The sequence below is a fragment of the Nonomuraea insulae genome (assembly GCF_042656245.1).
Window position 1 is genome coordinate 44368 of the sequence record NZ_JBHSPA010000068.1, and the last position, 19031, is coordinate 63398.

At 67.8% G+C, this 19031-nt stretch carries 17 protein-coding genes; 9 read left to right on the plus strand and 8 right to left on the minus strand.

What is annotated here, in order from left to right; genetic code table 11:
* The 5 genes from betA to ACFPZ3_RS48340 are packed head-to-tail and all read right to left on the minus strand — an operon-like array spanning position 1 to position 6550.
* Complete coding sequence (betA, locus tag ACFPZ3_RS48320; protein WP_379521167.1) at positions 1-1626, minus strand: choline dehydrogenase; 1626 nt, start codon at positions 1624-1626, stop codon at positions 1-3.
* On the minus strand, positions 1623-2561 hold the full coding sequence (locus ACFPZ3_RS48325) for an ABC transporter substrate-binding protein (RefSeq protein ID WP_379521168.1): 939 nt from the start codon (positions 2559-2561) through the stop codon (positions 1623-1625). The genes betA and ACFPZ3_RS48325 overlap by 4 nt, the downstream gene beginning before the upstream one ends.
* Before the next feature lie 49 nt (positions 2562-2610).
* Positions 2611-3585, minus strand: coding sequence for an ABC transporter substrate-binding protein (locus tag ACFPZ3_RS48330; RefSeq protein WP_379521169.1), 975 nt, complete (start codon positions 3583-3585; stop codon positions 2611-2613).
* Complete coding sequence (locus ACFPZ3_RS48335; protein WP_379521170.1) at positions 3582-5498, minus strand: ABC transporter permease; 1917 nt, start codon at positions 5496-5498, stop codon at positions 3582-3584. Before ACFPZ3_RS48335 ends, ACFPZ3_RS48330 begins: the two co-directional genes overlap by 4 nt.
* Positions 5495-6550: a quaternary amine ABC transporter ATP-binding protein gene (locus ACFPZ3_RS48340; RefSeq protein ID WP_379521171.1), complete on the minus strand. Its 1056-nt coding sequence runs from the start codon at positions 6548-6550 to the stop codon at positions 5495-5497. The genes ACFPZ3_RS48335 and ACFPZ3_RS48340 overlap by 4 nt, the downstream gene beginning before the upstream one ends.
* 339 nt (positions 6551-6889) lie before the next feature.
* Here ACFPZ3_RS48340 and ACFPZ3_RS48345 point away from each other — a divergent pair, with 339 nt between their 5' ends.
* The 4 genes from ACFPZ3_RS48345 to ACFPZ3_RS48360 all read left to right on the plus strand — a co-directional run bounded on the left by ACFPZ3_RS48345 (position 6890) and on the right by ACFPZ3_RS48360 (position 10834).
* Positions 6890-9487: a sensor histidine kinase gene (locus ACFPZ3_RS48345; protein ID WP_379521172.1), complete on the plus strand. Its 2598-nt coding sequence runs from the start codon at positions 6890-6892 to the stop codon at positions 9485-9487.
* Positions 9484-9906, plus strand: a complete 423-nt coding sequence (locus ACFPZ3_RS48350) for a roadblock/LC7 domain-containing protein (RefSeq protein ID WP_379521173.1) — start codon at positions 9484-9486, stop codon at positions 9904-9906. The genes ACFPZ3_RS48345 and ACFPZ3_RS48350 overlap by 4 nt, the downstream gene beginning before the upstream one ends.
* A 66-nt stretch (positions 9907-9972) precedes the next feature.
* On the plus strand, positions 9973-10287 hold the full coding sequence (locus ACFPZ3_RS48355; RefSeq protein WP_379521225.1) for a DUF742 domain-containing protein: 315 nt from the start codon (positions 9973-9975) through the stop codon (positions 10285-10287).
* Positions 10268-10834, plus strand: a complete 567-nt coding sequence (locus tag ACFPZ3_RS48360) for a GTP-binding protein (RefSeq protein ID WP_379521174.1) — start codon at positions 10268-10270, stop codon at positions 10832-10834. The genes ACFPZ3_RS48355 and ACFPZ3_RS48360 overlap by 20 nt, the downstream gene beginning before the upstream one ends.
* A gap of 26 nt (positions 10835-10860) precedes the next feature.
* Here the strand turns inward: ACFPZ3_RS48360 and ACFPZ3_RS48365 are convergent, their stop codons facing one another.
* Both ACFPZ3_RS48365 and ACFPZ3_RS48370 read right to left on the minus strand, forming a co-directional pair.
* Positions 10861-11820: an SIS domain-containing protein gene (locus tag ACFPZ3_RS48365; RefSeq protein ID WP_379521175.1), complete on the minus strand. Its 960-nt coding sequence runs from the start codon at positions 11818-11820 to the stop codon at positions 10861-10863.
* Positions 11817-12980 (minus strand): phosphotransferase, encoded by a 1164-nt coding sequence (locus ACFPZ3_RS48370; RefSeq protein ID WP_379521176.1) that lies wholly within the window; start codon positions 12978-12980, stop codon positions 11817-11819. The genes ACFPZ3_RS48365 and ACFPZ3_RS48370 overlap by 4 nt, the downstream gene beginning before the upstream one ends.
* A 172-nt stretch (positions 12981-13152) precedes the next feature.
* On the opposite strand from ACFPZ3_RS48370, the gene ACFPZ3_RS48375 reads away from it, so the two are divergent.
* Genes ACFPZ3_RS48375 through ACFPZ3_RS48390 form a run of 4 tightly spaced genes read left to right on the plus strand, consistent with a single transcriptional unit; the run spans position 13153 to position 16960 of the window.
* Positions 13153-14274 (plus strand): polyamine ABC transporter substrate-binding protein, encoded by a 1122-nt coding sequence (locus ACFPZ3_RS48375; RefSeq protein WP_379521177.1) that lies wholly within the window; start codon positions 13153-13155, stop codon positions 14272-14274.
* 38 nt (positions 14275-14312) lie between these two features.
* Positions 14313-15152, plus strand: coding sequence for an ABC transporter permease (locus tag ACFPZ3_RS48380; RefSeq protein WP_379521178.1), 840 nt, complete (start codon positions 14313-14315; stop codon positions 15150-15152).
* Positions 15145-15924 (plus strand): ABC transporter permease, encoded by a 780-nt coding sequence (locus ACFPZ3_RS48385; RefSeq protein WP_379521179.1) that lies wholly within the window; start codon positions 15145-15147, stop codon positions 15922-15924. The genes ACFPZ3_RS48380 and ACFPZ3_RS48385 overlap by 8 nt, the downstream gene beginning before the upstream one ends.
* The gene (locus ACFPZ3_RS48390) at positions 15911-16960 is read left to right on the plus strand and encodes an ABC transporter ATP-binding protein (RefSeq protein WP_379521180.1); all 1050 of its coding nucleotides are present in this window, start codon (positions 15911-15913) and stop codon (positions 16958-16960) included. The genes ACFPZ3_RS48385 and ACFPZ3_RS48390 overlap by 14 nt, the downstream gene beginning before the upstream one ends.
* Here the strand turns inward: ACFPZ3_RS48390 and ACFPZ3_RS48395 are convergent.
* Positions 16954-17559: a TetR/AcrR family transcriptional regulator gene (locus ACFPZ3_RS48395; protein ID WP_379521181.1), complete on the minus strand. Its 606-nt coding sequence runs from the start codon at positions 17557-17559 to the stop codon at positions 16954-16956. The two genes, ACFPZ3_RS48390 and ACFPZ3_RS48395, sit on opposite strands and share 7 nt — an antisense overlap.
* 125 nt (positions 17560-17684) lie before the next feature.
* On the opposite strand from ACFPZ3_RS48395, the gene ACFPZ3_RS48400 reads away from it, so the two are divergent.
* A complete protein-coding gene (locus ACFPZ3_RS48400) occupies positions 17685-19022 on the plus strand; it encodes a glycosyltransferase (protein WP_379521182.1) in 1338 nt (445 codons plus the stop codon).
* Positions 19023-19031 lie beyond the last annotated feature (9 nt).

Consider the following 19031-nt stretch of genomic DNA (forward strand, 5'->3'; position numbering starts at 1 on the left):
TTACCCGTGCCGGTGGAACTCCACCGGCTCGGGGGTCAGGGGGGTGTTGCCGAGGATGAGGTCGGCGGACTTCTCGGCGAGCATCATGACCGGGGCGTAGATGTTGCCGTTCGTGACGTACGGCATGGCCGAGGCGTCCACGACGCGGAGCCCGTCCAGACCGTGCACGCGCATGGTGTCCGGGTCCACGACCGAGAGGTCGTCGGTGCCCATCTTGCAGGTGCACGACGGGTGGAGGGCCGTTTCCGCGTCCTTGGCCACCCAGGCGAGGATCTCCTCGTCGGTGCGGACCTGCGGGCCGGGGGAGAGTTCGCCGCCGTCCAGGCCGGCCCACGCGGGCTGGGCGAGGATCTTCCTGGCGTGCCTGATCGCCTCCACCCACTCCGTGCGGTCCTGGTCCGTGGACAGGTAGTTGAAGCGCAGGGCGGGCTTGTGGCGGGGGTCGGCGGAGGTGATGCGGACCGAGCCGCGCGAGTCGGAGTACATCGGGCCGATGTGCACCTGGTAGCCGTGCCCGCCCGCCGGCGCCGAGCCGTCGTAGCGGACCGCGATGGGCAGGAAGTGGAACATCAGGTTCGGGTAGGCCACCGTGTCGTTCGAGCGGATGAAGCCCCCGGCCTCGAAGTGGTTGGTGGCCCCGGGGCCGCGGCGGCGGAAGAGCCAGTCGGCGCCGATGAAGGGGCGTCGCCACATGGCGAGGGAGGGCTGCTGGGAGACGGGCTGCGTGCAGGCGTGCTGGACGTAGACCTCCAGATGGTCCTGGAGGTTCTCGCCGACGCCGGGGAGGTCGTGGATCGGCTCTATGCCGAGCGGTTCGAGCAGCGAGCTCGGGCCGACGCCGGAGAGCTGGAGGAGCTGGGGGGTGTTGACGGCGCCGCCGCAGAGGATGACCTCCGAGGCCTCGATGCGTTCGCCGCCGCACTGGACGCCCACCGCGCGGGTTCCGTCGAAGAGGATCTTCTCGACGAAGGCGCGGGTCCTGACCTTCAGGTTCGGCCGGTCGCGTACGGGATGGAGGTACGCGCGGGCGGCGCTGAGGCGGCGGCCGCGGTGGATGGTGCGGTCGAAGGCGGCGAAGCCCTCCTGGCGGTAGCCGTTGACGTCGTCGGTCAGCGGATGGCCGGCCTGCTGGACCGCCTCGAAGAACGCCTCGAACAGCGGGCCGCGCGCGGGGCCGCGTTCCAGCTTGAGCGGGCCCCGGTCACCGCGGAAGGCCGTGCCGGGGTCGGCCAGGCAGTTCTCCATCTTCTTGAAGTACGGCAGGCAGTGCGCGTAGTCCCAGTGCTTCATGCCGGGATCGGCCGCCCAGCGTTCGTAGTCGAGCGGGTTGCCGCGCTGGAAGATCATGCCGTTGATGCTGCTGGAGCCGCCCAGGACCTTGCCGCGGGCGTGGTAGACGCGCCGCCCGTCCATGTACGGCTCCGGCTCCGACTCGTACTTCCAGTCGTAGAAGCGGCTGCCGATCGGGAACATCAGCGCGGCCGGCATGTGGATGAACACGTCCCAGAGGTAGTCGGGCCGGCCGGCCTCCAGCACCAGCACCGAGGTCGATGGGTCGGCGCTCAGCCGGTTGGCCAGGGCGCAACCGGCCGAGCCGCCGCCCACGATGACGAAGTCGAACCTCAACGGGGGATCCAGTCCTTCCACACGATCTTGTTCTCGTCCACCCACCGCTTCGCGGCGTCCTCGGCGCTCATCTTCTCGTTGATCATGTCGCTGGCCACGGCGTTCTGGTCGTCGTTGGTCCAGGTGAAGTTGCGCACCAGCTCGTACGCCGGCCCGCCCGTCTCCGCGAACCGCCGGCTGACGATCTTGTCCAGCAAGTACGGCGGGTAGTCGCAGGCGACCCTGGCCGCGTTGTCGTCACAGCCCACGGCGTAGGGGGGCAGCGCGACCTTGACGAGCCTGGTCTTGGTGAACAGCCATTGCGGTTCGTAGAAATACATCAGCAGCGGTGTCCGATTCTTCGTCGCCGCCTGGGCCGCCTTGATCAGAGCCGCTTCGCTGCCCGAGTAGACGACCTTGTAATTGAGCCCGAGATTCTTGACGAGAGCTTCGTCATTCGTGACGAACGTCGGATCTCCGTCAAGGACCTGTCCGGCGGTTCCGGTTTTCTCGGTCCGGAATAGGCTCGCGTACTTATTGAGGTTTCGGTAGTCCGTAATGTCGGGATACTTTTTGGCCATCCACTCAGGAACGTACCAGCCGATGACTCCCTTGTTGCCCGTGAGGCCGGCCGACAGCGCGACGTTCTTATCCTCGATGAACTGCCTCTTGAGGTCGTTGTGGCCCCAGCTCTCGACGATCACGTCGACCTTGCCGGATTCGAAATCCTTCCAGGACTGGTCCTCTTTTATCGGCCGCTTGTTCACCTTGTACCCCAGTTCGAACTGGAGCAGGTGCGCCAGCACCGCGGCCTGGGCCTCGTACCCGACCCAGCCGTGGATGTCGATGTTCACGGTGCCCTTGGCCTTGGCGGCGGACTCGGGCTCTCCACTGGAGCAGGCCGCCAGCAGCAGGGCCACGACGAGTGGCCCCGCGAGCGTCTTCGTACGGATCATGAGATCTCCGTGACCGCGGCCCCAGGAGCGGGGCCGCGACCGAGAGGGGTTACTTGGGAATCCAGGCCTGCCACTTGGCGGTGTTGGCCTCGACCCACTTCTTGGCGGCTTCCTCGCCCGTCATGCCGTTGTTCGTCATGTCGTCGGCGACGGCGTTCTGGTCCTCGTTGGTCCAGCTGAAGTTCTTGACCAGCTCATACGCCTTGCCGCCGGACGTCGCGAACTTCGTGCTGACGATCTTGTCGAGGTCCATCTCCGGGTAGTCGCAGGCGACCTTCTTGGGGTCGGCGTCGCAGCCCGTGGTGTAGGCGGGCAGGTTGACGCGGACCAGGTCGGTCTTGCTGAACAGCCAGTGCGGGTCCCAGAAGTAGAACAGCAGCGCCTTCTTCTGCTCCTGCGCCTGCTGGGCGCCCTTGATCAGGGCCGCCTCGCTGCCGCCGACGACGACCTTGTAGTTCAGCTTGAGGTTCTTGATCAGGGCTTCCTCGTTGCTGACGTACGAGGGGTCGCCGAACAGGAGCTGACCCTTGTCACCGGACTCCGAGGTCTTGAACAGACTGGCGTACTTGTTGAGGTTCTTGGAGTCCGTGATGTCGGGGTGCTCATCGGCCATCCACTTGGGGATGTACCAGCCGATGACGCCCTTGTTGCCGGTCGAGCCGGCCTCCTGCGCGGTCTTCTTCTCCTCGATGAACTGCTTCTTCAGGTCGGGGTGACCCCAGTTCTCGATGATGACGTCGACATCGCCGGTCTCGAAGCCCTCCCAGGCGAGCTGCTCCTTGATCTCGGGCAGCTCGACGTTGTACTTGAGCTCGTTCTTCAGCAGGTACCCCACGACGTTCGCGCTGGCCTCGTACCCCACCCACGGGTTGATCGCGATCTTCACCGTGCCGGTGGCGGTGTTCGAGGCGCTGGCTCCGGCGGCCGGAGCGGAGGCACTGGGAGAGGTCTCTACTGTGGCCCCGCCGCAGCCAGTGGCGGCTATTCCCAGTGCGAATAGGCCTGCGAGCAGGCGAATCTTCATGTCAACTTCCTCTTTCGGGGGGAAGGGCGCCTGTTGTCGGCGCCCTGCGTGATGCGATCGAGCATGACTCCGAGGAGTACGGTCGCGATGCCGGCCACGAAGCCCATGCCGAAGTCGGTCCGCTGGGAGAAGCCGGTGACCACGTCGTAGCCGAGGGCCCCCGCCCCGACCAGGCCGCCGACGACCACCATGGCCAGGGTCATCACGATGCCCTGGTTGGCCGCGAGCAGGATGGCCCGCCTGGCCATGGGGAGCTGCACCTTCCACAGGAGCTGGCCCGGCGTGGAGCCCGCCGAGGTGGCCGCCTCGACGACCGTGGCGGGCACGGCCTTGATACCGTCCTCGACCAGGCGTACCACCGGCGGGACCGCGTAGATGACGGAGGCGAAGATCGCGGTGAACCGGGTGGTCTCGAACAGGGCCAGGGCGGGCAGCAGGTACACGAACGCGGGCATGGTCTGGGCGGCGTCGAGCAGCGGGCGCTGGATGGCCGAATAGCGCGGCGAGCGGGCCGCGGCGACTCCCAGCAGCAGGCCGATGACCAGGGTGACCAGCACCGCGACGGCGACCGTGGTCATCGTCTGCATGGTGTGCTCCCACACGCCGAGCAGCGCGATCGCCAGCAGGCAGGCCAGTGCGATCAGCGCGGGCCGTACGCCGCTGAACCGCCAGGCGACGGTCAGCACGGCGAGCGCGACCAGCCACCACGGGGCCGAGGTGAGCAGCGACTCCAGCGGGTTGAGCAGGAGGTGGGACGTCGTGTCCTTGATCCACGTCGTCACCCCGAACCAGTTCGTCTCCGCCCAGCGCACGACGTCGTTGACCTCGGAGACGAGGTTGAGCGTGAGGTTCTCCGGCCAGAGCTTCGGCAGCACGGGAATGAGCGCCAGCCCGGCGACCGCCAGCACCAACGCTCCGACGACGTCGATCCGGCCGACCCTGGCGTGCGTGTCGCGGCGGGCCACCGCCATCATCATGCGGTCGAGCATCACGGCCATGATCACGACTGCGATGCCGGCCGGCAGCATGATGCCGACCTGCGCGCGGGACAGGCCGCGGATGATGTCGCCGCCCAGGCCGGGGGCCGAGATCAGGTTCGCGATGACGACCATGGACAGCGCCATCATGATCGTCTGGTTGATGGCCAGCGCCATCGTGGACCTGGCCAGCGGCAGGTGCACCTTGAACAACGTCTGCCGCCGCGTGGCCCCGAGGGAGGCGGACGCCTCGACCGCGGTGGGGGAGACCCCCGAGATGGCCAGGGCGGTGATGCGGATGGCGGGCGGGATCGCATAGATCATCGTCGCGATGGCCCCGGCCGCCGCCCCGATGTGGAAGAACAGCGCGAGCGGCGCCAGGTACGCGAACGTCGGCATGATCTGCATGACGTCCAGCACAGGTGTGATCACCCGCCGCGCGCGGCTGGAGAGCCCGGCCCAGACGCCCAGCGGGATCCCGATCGCCAGCGACAGCAGCACCGCCACCGCGACCAGGGCCAGCGTGTCCACGCTCGACTCCCACAGCCCGAGCACGCCGAACGCGCTCACGCTCCCGACCGCCAGCAGCGCGATCCGCCAGCCGCCCGCGAGCCAGGCCAGCGCGCCCATGACGCCGGTGATGCCGGGCCAGCCGAGCGCGTACAGAGTGGACTGGAAGACCTCGTAGAGCGAGCCCACGAAGAGCCGGATGTAGTTGAGGAAGTACAGGAAGAGCGGGTTGTCGTTGCGGTGGTCGTCGATCCACTCACGCAGGTCGGTGACGGCCAGGAACTGCGGCGCCTCCTTGTCGTGCGGCAGCGTCCCCGTCCCCTGGAAGAGCAGGTACGCCGCCACGAACAGCACCGCCACCCCCGCGGGAGCCACCCATCTCGGCAACCCGAGCCGGGAGGGCGTGGTGACGGCCGTGGTGCTCATGTCCCGGCCTTCACCGCAGTGTCCTGGCCTGCCAGGAAGCCGAGCAGGTCCACCCGGTCCACCACGCCCACCAGCTCCTTGCCGTCCATCACCCGGATCGGCCGGGAGGAGGCGGAGGAGGCGCCGATGGCGTCCTTGATGACCGTGGTGACCGGTAACGCCGGTCCGTCCAGCGGCTCGTCCGGCTCGGGGGTGCGGCAGATCCAGCGCAGGGTCAGCACGTGGCTCCTGGGCACGTCGCGGACGAAGTCGGCCACGTAGTCGTCGGCCGGCGCGCCCACCAGCTCCTCCGCCGTGCCGAGCTGCACGATCGAGCCGGCTCGCATGATCGCGATCCGCTCGCCCAGCTTGAGCGCCTCGGACAGGTCGTGCGTGATGAACAACATCGTCTTGCCGACCTCGCGGTGCAGCCGGATGACCTCGGCCTGCATGTCGCGCCTGATCAGCGGGTCGAGCGCGCTGAACGGCTCGTCGAACAACATCACCTGCGGCTCCACGGCCAGCGCCCTGGCCAGGCCCACGCGCTGCTGCATGCCGCCGGAGAGCTGGTCGGGGTAGGCGTCGGCGTAGCCGTCGAGGCCGACGAGCGAGAGGATCTCGCCGGCCCGCGCGTGCCTGGCGGCCTTGGCGGTGCCCTGGACCTCCAGCCCGTAGGCCACGTTGTCGATCACCTTGCGGTGCGGCAGCAGGCCGAAGTGCTGGAAGACCATGCTGACCTGGTGCCGGCGGATCTCGCGGAGCCGGGTGGGCGAGGCGGCGCGGATGTCCTCGCCGCCGATGCTGATCTGGCCCGCGCTGGGCTCGATGAGGCGGGTCAGGCAGCGTACGAGTGTGGACTTGCCGCTGCCCGACAGTCCCATGACCACGAAGACCTCGCCCGGGCGTACCTCGAAGCTGACGTCCCTGACGGCGGCGGTGCAGCCGGTCTTCTCCCTCAGCGCGGCGGGTTCGAGGTGTCTGTCCTCGGTGCCCAGCACTTTCTGTGCCTTGGCGCCGAAGATCTTCCAAAGGCCCGCAACGGTGATAGCCGCGTTGTCGGGAGAAACTCCCACACTCGCCTCCTCGATTGACGTCGCTCAACATATGTGGTGAATGCCGAGAATCTCAACGCCGTGACCTTCCGGAGATCATGGTGCTCCTGGCGCGTTACTCGTTTGGAACGTACGAACCGCCCATAGCCGGACATTTATTCTGTTAAAGGTTTATTTCGTGCCGTAAGGTCTTCCGGGATGGAGTGCCAGGTTCTATCCTCATGAGCCACGCGAGCCAACTTTTGTCGCGTTATGTTCGTTTGGCCACGAGCCATGTGATGTGTTCCAATAACCCGCACTTGTTGATTTCCCCCCAGGCACAGACTCCTCATATACGCCGATTCGGGCGAGGTGCGTTCGGTGACTACAGAGCTGGGCGTCAGGCAGGCCAGCCAAGGCGGCTGGCGCCTGCGCAATTGGCGTGTCCGGGCGCGACTCGTCGCTCTCATCCTGATTCCGACGGCGGCCGCCGTGCTGCTGGGCGGGATCCAGGTGTTGTCCTCGACGTCCGCGGCCGGTGACTACGCGCGTACGAACCAGTTCGCCCAGCTCTCCGCCGAACTGGGCGAACTGACGCACCTGGTCTCCTCCGAGCGGGCCAGGACCTCCTGGTACATCGCCCGCAACCGGCCACCCGCCGGGCTCGCCGAGATTCAGGCCCAGATGGACCAGGTGGACCTGTCGGCCAAAGAGGTGCGGGGCGTCGCCACACAACTGCTGAACGACTCCACCGGCCGTACCGCGGACCAGCTCGAAAGCCTGCTCAACCGCCTCAGCGACCTGACCTCCCTGCGCAAGCAGGCACTGGAGGCCAACCTGCTGCCGGGACCCGCCGTCGAGCTCTACACCACGGTGATCAACGACCTGCTCTCCTTCCACAACGAGCTGATCAAGGGCAGCGTGGACGACGAGCTGTTCCGCCAGACGCGCATGCTCGACGGCCTCGCCCGCGCGAAGGAGAGCCTGTCCTACCAGCAGGCGCTGGTCACCATCGTCCTGGCAGAAGGCGCGTTCGACCAGGACCAGCTCAAGCGTTTCCTCGGCGAGCAGTCGAGGGAGGCGGGCGAGCGCAAGGGCTTCGCCGCCGAGGCCACCGCCGACGAGCGCCGCTTCTTCGACGAGACCGTCAACGGCCGCCCCGCCGACCGCATGTTGTTCCTGCGCGAACTGGTGCTGATCAGGGCCACCAAGGGACTGCCGCTGCGCGGGCTCGACCTGGCCAAGAAGGACGACGCCCAGGAGTGGTTCGACGCGTCGAACGTGGTCATCGACTCCATGCGCGAGGTCGAGGAGCGCCAGGCCGAGGGCATCGTGGCGCGCAGCGAGGCGCTCAGCGCGGACGAGCGCCGCCAGGCGTTCGTGACCGCGGGCGCGGTGCTCGCGCTGCTCGTGGCCGTCTTGCTGATCACCACCGGCGTGGCCAGATCCCTCGTACGGCCGCTGCGCCGCCTGCGCGGCGAGGCACTGGAGATCGCCGGCAAGCGGCTGCCCGAGTTCGTCCAGCACCTGAGGGAATCGCGTGACGGCGAGGTCAACGCCGAGGTGCCGCCCATCGGGATCTTCTCCAAGGACGAGGTGGGCGAGGTCGCGCGGGCCTTCGACGAGGTGCACCGCGAGGCCGTACGGCTGGCGGGCGACGAGGCCAGGCTGCGCTCCAACGTCAACGCCATGTTCGTCAACCTGTCCAGGCGCAGCCAGACACTGGTCGAGCGGCAGCTCAAGCTGATCGAGAACCTGGAGCGCGGCGAGCGCGACGACACCCGGCTCGGCGACCTGTTCAAGCTCGACCACCTGGCCACCCGCATGCGCCGCAACAGCGAGAACCTCCTCGTCCTGGCCGGCCAGGAGGCCGCGCGCAAGTGGAGCGAGCCGGTCGAGCTGATGGACATCGTGCGGGCGGCGCTCGGCGAGGTCGAGAGCTACGACCGGGTCAGCATCCAGGTGGAGTCGGACGTCGCCATCGCCGGGCAGGCCGTCACCGACGTCGTGCACCTGCTCGCCGAACTGGTCGAGAACGCGGCGTCTTTCTCCTCCAGGGACACCAAGGTCATCATCTCCAGCAGCCGCATCGACGGCGGCAGCCTGATGTTGTCGGTCACCGACCACGGCATCGGCATGAACCAGGAGGAGCTGGGCGGAGCCAACTGGCGGCTGGCCAACCCGCCCGTCGTGGACGTGTCGGTGTCGCGGCGGATGGGGTTGTTCGTGGTCGGGCGGCTGGCGCTGCGGCACAACATCCGGGTGCAGCTCAGGCGGCAGGACATCGGCGGGCTGACCGCGATGGTGCTGGTCCCGCCCATGTTGCTCACCGCGATCCCGGGGCCGATCCCCGGCGCGGGGCAGCGGCACCAGGTGCCCAGGCAGGCGTCCTTCCCCGCCCAGCCGATGGCCGGGCCGCCGCTGACCGGGCCCCCGCCCGGGCATCCGTCGTTCGACGCCGTCGCGCCCGAGCCGTTGTCCTGGTTCACCTCCAGCAACACCCACTCGGTCGAGCAGCCGCCACTGGACCTGATCGGCCGTGGCCCTGCCAGGTCGTCGTTCGCCGATCTGGGCCCTGCCGGGTCGTCGTTCGCCGATCTGGGCACGCCGGGATCGTCGTATCCGACCCCCGCGGCGCCCTCCAAGGACGAGTTCCTGCCGATCTTCGCCTCCGTCGAGGAGAGCAGTTGGTTCAGCAAGGCGGCCCCGACGGCCGACCACCGCGAGGAGCCCTGGGCCTCTCCCGCCGACCAGGGCTGGCAGGCCGCCGGCGCGGTCGCCGAGCCCGCGGGGAACGGCACCACGAACTCCGGCTTGCCGAAGCGCACGCCGCGCGCGAATCTGGTACCGGGCACCGCCAATCCGCAGCCGCCGCCTGTTCCCGCTCCTCCGGTGTCCCCAGACCGCCTGCGCAACCGGCTGGCCAGCTACCAGCAGGGCGTGCGCAAGGGTCGCGCCGAGCTTGAGGAGGACTCATGAAGGAGCTGAGCCAGGCCGCCAGGGACGTCAACTGGCTGGTCACCGGCTTCGTCGAGGAGGTCCCCGGCGTGGCGCACGCCGTGGTCGTCTCGGCCGACGGACTGCCCATGGCCTTCTCGCGCGGCTTCCCTCAGGACCGCGCCGACCAGCTCGCCGCCATCTCGGCCGGGCTGGTGAGCCTGACAGCGGGATCGGCGCGGGTGTTCGAGGGCGGCGGGGTCACGCAGACACTCGTCGAGATGGAACGCGGCCTGATGCTGGTGATGTCGATCAGCGACGGATCCTGCCTGGCGGTGCTGGCCGCACCCGACTGTGACATGGGCTTGGTCGCCTACCAGATGACGATCCTGGTCGAGCGTGCGGGGCAGGTGCTGACGCCTGCCGTACGGGCGGAGCTCTCCGCCGCGCGTCCGTGGTGATGGGAGTGAACCTTGGCATCGTGGCATAACGGGGATCCGGAGCCCGAGCGTAGTTCGCTCGTCCGGATGTACGCCGTAACCGGCGGCAGGACCACTCCGCGCACGGAGCTCGCCATGGAGGCACTGGTATCCTCGGCCACCTCGGCACAGCTCGGCACGACGTACACGCGGGAATACCGCGCGATCAGTGAGTTGTGCCGGCAGGTGCGGTCCGTGGCGGAGATCTCCGCGCTGCTCAGCGTCCCCCTGGGGGTGGCGAGAGTGGTGGTCGCCGACATGGAGGCGGACGGGCTGGTCAAGGTGTACCAGCCGCAGCTTGATGCGGGTCTTCCCGACAAGGACCTGCTCGAAAGGGTACTAAGTGGACTTCGCAGGCTCTAGCCGCCTCACCTCCACGAAGATCGTCGTGGCGGGCGGGTTCGGCGTAGGGAAGACCACGTTCGTGGGCTCCGTGTCCGAGATCATGCCGCTGACCACGGAGGCGGTGATGACCGACGCCTCCGAGGGCATCGACGACCTCGGGCACACCCCCGGCAAGACCACCACCACCGTGGCCATGGACTTCGGGCGGCTCTCCCTCGACCAGGAGCTGATCCTCTACCTGTTCGGCACGCCTGGGCAGCACCGGTTCTGGTTCATGTGGGACGACCTGGTGAAAGGCGCGATCGGGGCCGTGGTGCTGGTGGACTCGCGGCGGCTGGCCGACAGCTTCCCCGCCGTGGACTACTTCGAGAACTCCGGGCTCCCGTTCGTGATCGGGCTGAACGGCTGGGACGGGGAGTTCCCGCACATCGAGAGCGAAGTGCGGGAAGCTCTGACGCTCTCGGCGCACGTGCCGATCGTGCGCACCGACGCGCGGGTGCGGCCGGCCGTCAAGAGCACGCTGATCACGCTCGTCGAGCACGCGCTCACCGTACGGGCCTACTGAGCCCTTATTGGGCCCTTTCTGGGCCCCTACTGGGCCGTCCACCAGTAGGCGGCGATCAGCTCCGCCACCAGCGTCTCCGTGAGCAGGGCGACGTCCGGGTCGTCGTCGTGCGCGTACCGGACGGCCGCCGCGGCGTCCTTCACCTCGGCGCCCACGGTGATGACCAGCGACTCGCGCTCGCGTACCCAGTCCATGGCCTGCTCGTCGTAGCGGGAACCGGGGAAGAGCAGGGCGCGGTAGTCGAGCGTCTTGGTGAGGTAGACGTCCACGTGCGACCAGTCGCCGCTCTCGCAGGCGTCGGCCCGGCGGCGCGGGCCCTCGCGGAACATCAGCGCCGACTGCTCGGCCGACGACAGGCGCTCGGCCGGGGCGATCGTGTGGACGCCGTCGGGGCCGTCGAGCAGCTCCAGGGCCAGGGGCAGCCACTCGTCCCGGCGATCCAGCAGGTCGGCCGTCGCCTCCGCCGCCCTGGTGAGCAGCTCAGGCAGGTCGCGGCCCCTTCCCGTGAGCCTGTACTCCAGGACCAGGAGGAGGGCCAGGGTGTGCTGGAACGTACGGCAGGCGACGCCGCCGCGCTCCTCGCCCGCGCGCATGTCGACCACCAGGTCGGCGGCCTCGGCCAGGGGTGAGTCCGGTCGGTTGGTGAGGGTGGCCAGGTAGGCGGGGCCGCCCGCGTACCGGGCGACGGCGTCCAGCGTTTCCCTGCTCGTGCCGGTCGCCGAAATCGGGACGACCAGGGTGCCCGCTTCCGGCGGGAGGCTCGCGGCGGCCGAGGCGTACTCGGCGTGGGCGTACACACCGGCGGCGCGCAGACGCAGAGCGGCCACGCCGGCGGCGTAACGGGAGCTGCCCATGCCCAGGAACAGCACCTTTCCGATGCCCCGGGGGAGCTTCTCGAACGGGTCTTCCGTCCTCAGCCCGTCGGCCAGTTCGGTCAGGTAGGCCGGCTTGGACTCCAGGTCGGACAGGTAGAGCTCGGAATTCACGCGTAATTCTCCTCGGGGTACCAGGTGCGCAGGACGCCCATGGGGGCGTAGCGCCAGCGGGGGAGGTGGCGGGCGGCGTAGATCAGCTCGCGGCACTCCTGCTCCACCTCGAACGGGCGGATCAGCCTTTCGTCCAACAGGTCCGGTCGCTGCCTTTCTTCCAGGCGGGCCTTGTAGGCGGCCAGCAGTTCGGCACGGGCCCTTCTTGCCCAGGTGGCTGCTTGGCCGGGTGGGGTGCCTCTCCTCTTGATCGCCACCTGGGCGACGTGCTCGAGGCTCGTGGTGAGCTGGGCGATGTCCCTGGCCGCGGGTTGGTGCGGGTCTTCGCCGGTGATGGTGGGGTTGCCGTCGAAGTCGATGATCGCGTAGCCGTTCCGCCACTTGAGGATCTGGCCCACGTGCAGGTCACCGTGAATCCTGATCAGCGGGGATTTCGCCGGCACCACGGCCGGTTCCCGCAGTGCGGCAAGCTCCTGCCTCATGTCCTCGACCCTGGTGGCCAGCCATTCGCCGTCCTCGCCGTCGGTCAGCCGCAGAGCTTCGGCCAGCGCCGCCTCCGCCCTGACCGCCGCCGGGCTCCCCTCCGCACCGGCGCTCGATCGGTCGACACCCCTGCCGAGGTCGGCCTTGTCCAGGGTGGAGAGGGCCAGGGTGGAGAGGGCGAGGTGGAGGTCGGCGGTTAGGTGGCCGAGGTGGGTGGCGAAGGTGGTGGTGCCGGAGGCCGTGTCGTCGACGCACCATTCCCAGCCGTCCCTGGCTTCAGGAAGGTAGCCCGTGATCAAGGCCAGGAGGTGGTCGCGGCCGTTCAACAGGCCTGTCAGAGCGGCGTAAGGAGGTGCTGTGTCGTTGAAGCCGGCCTCAACGAGGTGGGCGAAGACGTCCGGGGTGGGGTGTGGCAGGGGCAGGGGAGGGGTAAGCCACTTCACCACCACCTGTTCCCCCACCACCACGGAGTAGTTCGTCTGGTCCACGTGCGCGCCGAAATCACGTTCACCTGGGGCCCCAGTGTGGAGATCTCCAGGGCCGTACGAGAGGGTGGGCAGCGGGAGGAAGCGTCGTACCGAGAAGGGCGGCGGCACCTCCCCCTCCAGCCGCTGCAGCAGGGCGGCGGTGAGCCCTCGATCTCGGGCGGTGAGTGGGCTCTCACCCAGAGAGATCAAGCGGCGACTTATTGAATCCCAATTCAACAGATCGACCAAACTTCCAGGTAGCAATGTCATAAAAAGTCTTGCTCATGTTGATTCGGGCTGCAACACTCCTGGTCTGGTCGGCTGTGTCCGGTAAGGTCGCGCGACCCCCCTTACACCTCAAATTTCAGAAGGAGTAGCGGCCGTGTCCCGTTCCCGGTTCACCCGTCGTCTCCCGGCCGCCGTCGCGGTGGCCGGTCTCGCGCTTGCCGTCGCGGCGTGCGGCGGTGAGTCGTCGTCAGGCTCCAACGGCTCGACGGTGGCGGCGGCCGACCAACTCAAGCCCAACGCGGACCTGTCGAAGCAGTCTCTGCAGATCACGGTCTGGGATGGTTACACGCCCGAGACGCTCCCGCAGAAGGTCAAGGACAAGCTCAAGGTCAAGGACGTGCAGATCCAGCTGCACGACACCAACGAGATCGCGATGAACAAGCTCACCGCCCCCGGCGACAGCGGCATCGACGTGGCGTTCGTGTCCGGCCAGTACGCCCAGGCGCTCAACGAGCAGGGCCTGCTGGAGCCGATCCACCCCGAGCTGATCCCCAACCTGGCCAACCTCTACCCGGAGGCCACGCAGCTCTCCTACGACAAGGGCAACAAGTACTCGGTGCCCTACACCTGGGGCACGACCGGCATCTGCTACCGCACGGACCTGGTGAAGGCCAAGCCGACGAGTTGGAACGATCTCCTGAAGCCCCCGGCCTGGGCCGAGAAGAAGGTCACCATGATGACCACCGAGCGCTGGCTGGCCCTGCCCGCGCTCAAGGCGCTCGGCTACTCGGTCAACACCGACAAGGACGACGAGATCGCCAAGGTCCGTGAGCTGCTCATGGCCCAGAAGCCGCACCTGCTCACCTACGACGACACGACGTTCGGCGACCGCCTGAAGTCCGGCGAGGCCGTCATGGTCGAGGCGTGGGACGGCTGGTGCCCGACCACGGACCCGAAGGGCAACATCGCGTTCCAGGTGCCGAAGGAGGGCAGCGACCTCTGGGTGGACACCATGGTGATCATGAAGTCCTCCAAGAACAAGGAGGCGGCGCACGCCCTGATCAACTACATCCTGGACCCCTCGATCCACAGCTGGGCGGCCGAGAACATCAACTACAAGGTCCCGAACAAGGCGGCCATGGAGCAGGTGAAGATCGCCAAGGGCTCCCTGCTCGACATCCCGCCGGCCAAGCTGCTCGACGGTGAGTCGATCATCGACCTCGGACAGGCGTCCACGAAGTACACCCGGCTGTCGTCCGACGTTCAGGCGAAGTAGTTGTCGTTGCAGTGAAGTCAGAGGCCAAGACCCGGCCGGTGTCCCGTTCTCGGGGGCGCCGGCTGGGCGCGTTCGTGTTCCTGTCGCCCGGCTTGACGTATCTGCTCGTGCTGCTGTTGGTGCCGCTGGCGCTGATGATGAGCTACACCGTGTTCCAGCGAGGCCGGTTCGGCGGTGTGGTCTACGAGTTCACGATGGAGAACTTCGCCCGTCTGGCGGATCCGCTCTACGTGGGCGTGGTCGTCGAGTCGCTGAAGATCGCGGCGGTGACGACGGTGATCGCGTTGCTGGTCGGCTATCCGACGGCGTACCTGATCGCCCAGCTCCCGCGTAAGTGGAAGACGATCGCGCTGGTCGCGGTCGTGCTGCCGTTCTGGACGAACTTCATCATCCGCGTCTACGCCTGGGTCATCCTGCTGAGCGGTCCCGGGCTGATCAACAGCGGGCTGAAGGTGTTCGGGCTGGGCCCGCTGGATCTGCTCTACAACGAGGGCGCGATCGTGGCGGGGCTGGTGTACTCCTACCTGCCGCTGATGGTGTTGCCGTTGTTCGCGGCGATCGAGAAGCTCGACCCCCAGCTCAGGGAGGCCTCGGCCAACCTGGGGGCGGCGCCGCTCACCACGTTCCGCAAGGTCACGCTGCCGCTGTCGCTGCCGGGGGTGATGACCGGCTGCCTGTTCGTGTTCGTGCCGAGCTTCGGCAACTTCGTCATCCCCGAGCTGCTCGGCGGGAGTAAGTCGATCATGGTGGGCAACCTGATCCGCCAGCAGTTCCTGTCGGCGCGCGACTGGCCGTTCGGCTCCACGCTGGCGCTGGCCGTCATCGCGGTGCTGATCGTGCTGGTCGTCGTGCAGGCGTGGGTGGCGCGCCGTGCGTAGATCAAAGCTCCTGTACGTCCCGTTCTGGGCCACCTACGCCTTCCTCTACCTGCCGATCATCGTGCTCGTCGTGATGTCGTTCAACTCCGGCGACTCGGCGTACAGCTACGAGGGCTTCAGCCTCAAGTGGTACGGCGAGCTGGCCAAGGACGAGCGGGTCCTGGACGGCGTGGTGAACACGCTGATCGTGGCCACGGGCGCCACCGTGATCGCCACCGTGCTCGGCACGCTGCTGGCCGTCGGGCTGGTCAGGCACACCAAGTCCAAGGTCCTCGAAGCGGTCTCGCTGATGCCCGCCGTGCTGCCCGACCTGGTGCTGGCCATCGGGCTGCTGGTCTTCTACGGGATGATCCAGCTCACGCTCGGCCTGTACTCGGCGATCCTGGCCCACGGCGTGTTCGCCATGGCGTTCGTCGCGGCGGTGGTGCGCACCCGGCTGAGCGGCGCCGACACCTCGCTGGAGGAGGCGTCGCGGGACCTGGGCGCCGGGCCGGTGGCGACGTTCATGAAGATCACACTGCCGCAGCTCATGCCCGGCATCGTTGCGGGGGCGCTGCTGGCGTTCACGTTGTCGCTGGACGAGTTCGTGATCGCGTTCTTCACGATCGGCAACAGCGACCAGACGCTGCCGATCGTCATCTACTCAATGATCCGTTTCGGGGTGACCCCGAAGATCAACGCGCTGGCCGCGATCCTGCTCCTCGTGAGCTTCACGGCGGTGATCGCGGGGCAGCGCCTGACGAAGATCGGGGAATCTCGTGCTCAAGATTGACGGGGTGTCCCGCAGGTTCGGCGAGGTCACCGCGCTCGACGAGGTGTCGCTGGAGATCGGCCAGGGCGAGTTCTTCGCCCTGCTCGGCCCCTCCGGCTGCGGCAAGACCACGCTGCTGCGCATCATCGCCGGGTTCGAGACGCCAGACGCGGGCACGGTCACGCTCGACGGCGAGGACCTGCTGGCCAAGCAGCCGAACCGGCGGCCGATCAGCCTCATGTTCCAGTCGTACGCGCTGTTCCCGCACATGACCGTGGCCAAGAACGTGGCCTACGGGCTGGAGCGCGAGCGGCTGCCCCGGCAGGAGATCAAGCAGCGCGTCGGCGAGGTGCTGGAGACGGTCGGCCTGTCGGCGCACGCCTCGCGCAAGCCCGCGCAGCTCTCCGGCGGGCAGCGGCAGCGGGTGGCGCTGGCTCGTTCCATCGTCAAGCGGCCCCGGTTGCTGCTGCTCGACGAGCCGCTGTCGGCCCTGGACAAGAAGGTCCGCGCCGACATGCAACTCGAGCTCAAACGGCTGCAGCACGAGGTGGGCATCACGTTCGTGGTCGTCACGCACGACCAGGAGGAGGCCATGTCGCTGGCCGACCGCATCGCGGTCTTCGACAGCGGCTCCGTGCGCCAGGTGGACGAACCGATCTCCCTGTACGAGCGCCCGCGCACGCCGTTCGTGGCCGACTTCGTCGGCGCCAACAACCTCTTCCAGGGCACCGCCAGCGGCCTCGACGGGATCAAGAGCGCCGAGTTCGGCATGCTGGCGGGCACGCCGCTGACGGATCTGGAGCCGGGAGCCAAGGCGCTGCTGGCGGTGCGGCCGGAGAAGCTCGTGCTGGCGGAGGGGAACGCGACCAGGGGCCTGTCCGGCAGCGTCCTAGACGTCAGCTTCTACGGTGGCGTGTCGCACCTGTCCGTGGACGTCCCCGGGCACGTCAAGCCGGTCCTCGTCGCCGTACAGGGGGCCAGCTCGGTACGGCAGGGCGCCAAGGTCAAGGTGCGCTGGGAGGCCAAGGACGCGGTGATCATGGCGGCCGATCAGTGAGCCAGGTCGTTGCCCGTGGCCGTGCGGGCGTAGGAGAGGATCAGCTCGGCGGCCTCCTCCGGGCCGATCAGCGGGTGCCTGGCCGTGATGCGGTAGCCGTAGGCGTCCTCCAGCGCCACCAGGTTGCGCGCGATCGTCTGCGAGTCGGTGCTCAGCCTGAACACCCCCAGAGCGGCCCCGGTGTCCAGGATCGCCTGGTACATCGACACCTGCCGATCGTAGAGCGAGGTGAGCAGCACGCCGTAGACCCGGTTGCGGCCCGCGGCCCCGCCCAGCTCGTTGAGCAGGCGCACGTCCGGGTCGAGCGGCCCGGTGGGCAACCCCGACCTGATCGTGAGGACCAGCTTCTCGGCGGGGTCGGTAAGTGTGGCGAGCTGGCGCAGCCGCTGCTCGTAGAAACGTTCCATGCCCGCGTGCTGCGCCTCGACCAGCAGTTCGCTGAGGTCGGGGTAGTGGTAGAGCACGGCGCCCGAGGTCAGACCGGCCTCCTCTGCGACGTGCGAGAGCTGTACACCGTCGATGCCATGACGGATGATGGCCCTGCGTGCGGCCTCGATCAAGTCGATGCGCCGGTCACTGCGGCTTTTACGCTGAGCCACCCCCACCACCCTCACCCATTAGGCCACTGTTCAGTTAGCCGTGACCATAGTGCCCTTAACTTGACCTTCACGCTAGATCCCTTTTTGAATTCATCTTCAAATTGACGAGTTCCCCCGGAGTCTCGATGTCTCTCACGATCCTGTTCATGCCGGAAAGCGCCTACGGTCCGACCAACAACTGCATCGGCATCGGCGACATCCTGCGCCGCCGCGGCCACCGCGTCGTCTTCGCCGCCGAGTCGTCGTGGAAGGGCAAGCTCGAAGCGCTCGGCTTCGAGGAGGACCTGGTCGACCTCGCCCCGCCGGCCGAGGAGGAGCAGGACCCGGGCCAGTTCTGGAAGGACTTCATCCGCGAGACCGCGCCCGAATACCGCAAGAGCACGCTGGAGCAGCTCGAGACCGTCACCAAGCCCATCTGGGCCGAGCTGGTCGACGGCGCCAAATACTGCGAGCCGCAGCTCAAGGCCATCATCGAGCGGGTGAACCCGGACGTGATCGTCGAGGACAACGTGCTCACGTTCCCGGCGCTGCTCACGGCGGGCAAGAAGTTCGTCCGCATCGTCTCATGCAACCCGCTGGAGGCGCGCGGCGAGGACGTCGCGCCGGTCTTCTCCGGTCTGCCCGCGGGCGACCGCTCCGAGTGGGACGCCTTCAAGGCCGAGTACGACCGCACCCACCGCGAGGTCTGGACCGCCTTCAACGAGTGGTGCGTGGAGCAGGGCACCGCCCCGCTGCCCGACCTCGACTTCATCCACGAGGGCGACCTGAACCTCTACGTCTACCCGGAGATCCTCGACTACGTCGACGCCCGCCCGCTGGGCGACACCTGGCACCGTCTCGACTCCTCTGTGCGCGAGACGGAGGAGGACTTCGCGCTGCCCTTCGAGCGCAGGAGCTCGCGACGAGAGAGCGACGAAGGAGCCAACGAGGAGCGAAGCGGGCGCGACCATGAGCACGAACGAAATGATGGAGCGCTGATCTACTTCTCGCTCGGCTCGCTGGGCTCGGCCGACGTGGAGCTGATGCAGCGGGTGATCGACGTGCTGGCCACCACCCCGCACCAGTACATCGTCTCCAAGGGCGCCCTGCACGAGGAGATCAAGCTGCCCGCCAACATGTGGGGCGCGGAGACCGTTCCGCAGACTAAGATCATCCCACTGTGTGACTTGGTCATCACCCACGGCGGCAACAACACGACCACCGAGACGCTGCACTTCGGCAAGCCGATGATCGCGTTGCCGCTCTTCTGGGACCAGTACGACAACGCCCAGAGGGTCGACGAACTCGGCTATGGTGTCAGGCTCTCGACCTACACCTTCACCGACGAGGAACTGAAGGAGGCGGTCGCGCGGCTGCTCGGCGACGTCGAGCTTCGTGCGGGGCTCGCCGCCGCGGGTGAGGAGATCCGGCGCCGCGACGGCCTGCGCAAGGCCGCCGATCTGATCGAGCAGCTCGGCCAGTAGCACGACCCT

Bases quoted from the DNA above. Each gene is read 5' to 3' on its own strand.
- ACFPZ3_RS48325 (WP_379521168.1), bottom strand. From the start codon at position 2,561: ATGATCCGTACGAAGACGCTCGCGGGGCCACTCGTCGTGGCCCTGCTG.
- ACFPZ3_RS48330 (WP_379521169.1), bottom strand. From the start codon at position 3,585: ATGAAGATTCGCCTGCTCGCAGGCCTATTCGCACTGGGAATAGCCGCC.
- ACFPZ3_RS48335 (WP_379521170.1), bottom strand. From the start codon at position 5,498: ATGAGCACCACGGCCGTCACCACGCCCTCCCGGCTCGGGTTGCCGAGA.
- ACFPZ3_RS48350 (WP_379521173.1), top strand. From the start codon at position 9,484: ATGAAGGAGCTGAGCCAGGCCGCCAGGGACGTCAACTGGCTGGTCACC.
- ACFPZ3_RS48355 (WP_379521225.1), top strand. From the start codon at position 9,973: ATGTACGCCGTAACCGGCGGCAGGACCACTCCGCGCACGGAGCTCGCC.
- ACFPZ3_RS48400 (WP_379521182.1), top strand. From the start codon at position 17,685: ATGTCTCTCACGATCCTGTTCATGCCGGAAAGCGCCTACGGTCCGACC.